The organism is Rhodococcus sp. P4_B6 (assembly GCF_056402215.1).
This window is the reverse complement of record NZ_JBFUHV010000484.1, coordinates 1-919: the sequence shown is the minus strand read 5'-3', so window position 1 is coordinate 919 and position 919 is coordinate 1. Positions and strand designations below refer to the sequence as shown.

General features: G+C 68.4%; 1 pseudogene. It reads left to right on the top strand.

From position 1 onward, the window contains the following. Positions 1–458: pseudogene (locus tag AC1DWT_RS51710) on the top strand (transposase); the annotation flags it as partial. Positions 459–919: the final 461 nt, after the last annotated feature.

Genomic DNA, 919 nt, shown 5'->3' with positions numbered 1-919 from the left:
CGGAGGGCACGCGTGGACGCAGGTGCACGACACCTGGCTGCGCAGCCAGCACTTCGATGARCCCGGTCTGCAGTTGGCGTACGAGACCGCGTACGACACCATGCTCGCCGCCGTCGGCCGGCGCGACCGTTTGGATGCCGCGATCACCCGGATGGCCGCCGACAGCGCCTWCACCCCGGTGGTGACCCGGCTCGGGTGCCTGCGGGGGGTGTCCACGTTGACCGCGTTCGGGCTGGCGGTCGAGATCGGGGACTGGCACCGGCTGACCGGCCGCTCGATCGGCGCGTACCTGGGACTGGTGCCCACCGAGTCGTCCCCGCGGGCAACGAGGCAACCGGCGCCTGCACGAGCGCTGGGCCGGGTTCGACGCCCGCCGCAAGCGTCCCGTGCTGGCGAACACCGCCATCGCCCGCGAGCTCGCCGGGTGGTGCTGGTCGTTGGCCGTGCTCGACGACTGACCCATGGGGCCTTCCCCCGTCGCGGGCCATTCTGGTCGTTTGCTCGTCGGGCGGCAAGGTCGGTTCTCCTCGCTTGCGCTGCGGGGACTCCACCTTGCCCCCGCTCCTCGGCGACGACCGATGGGGCACGGACCGGGGGGCCGAAGGCCCCACGAACGTCCCGGATGATCACACGGTTGGTGACAACAGCGCCTGGGAGTGACCCGCGAGAGAACTATGAGCAATCCTCAACTGCACGTTGGGATCACGCTCGAGGTTAGACCAGCGATCCACTCCAGCCGAACAACTGTCTTTGCGGTAGCCAACCCGCGCATATCAGACTTCGACAACGCGTCGACAACCGACACGCTCGCCACCAACCAACAGATTCATCCGGGGCCACCCGAGGCGGACGTCCCTCGACGACGGTCCTGGACGTCCGCCTCCTGCTGCCCTCTTGACAAATCTGCGTCCATATCAGT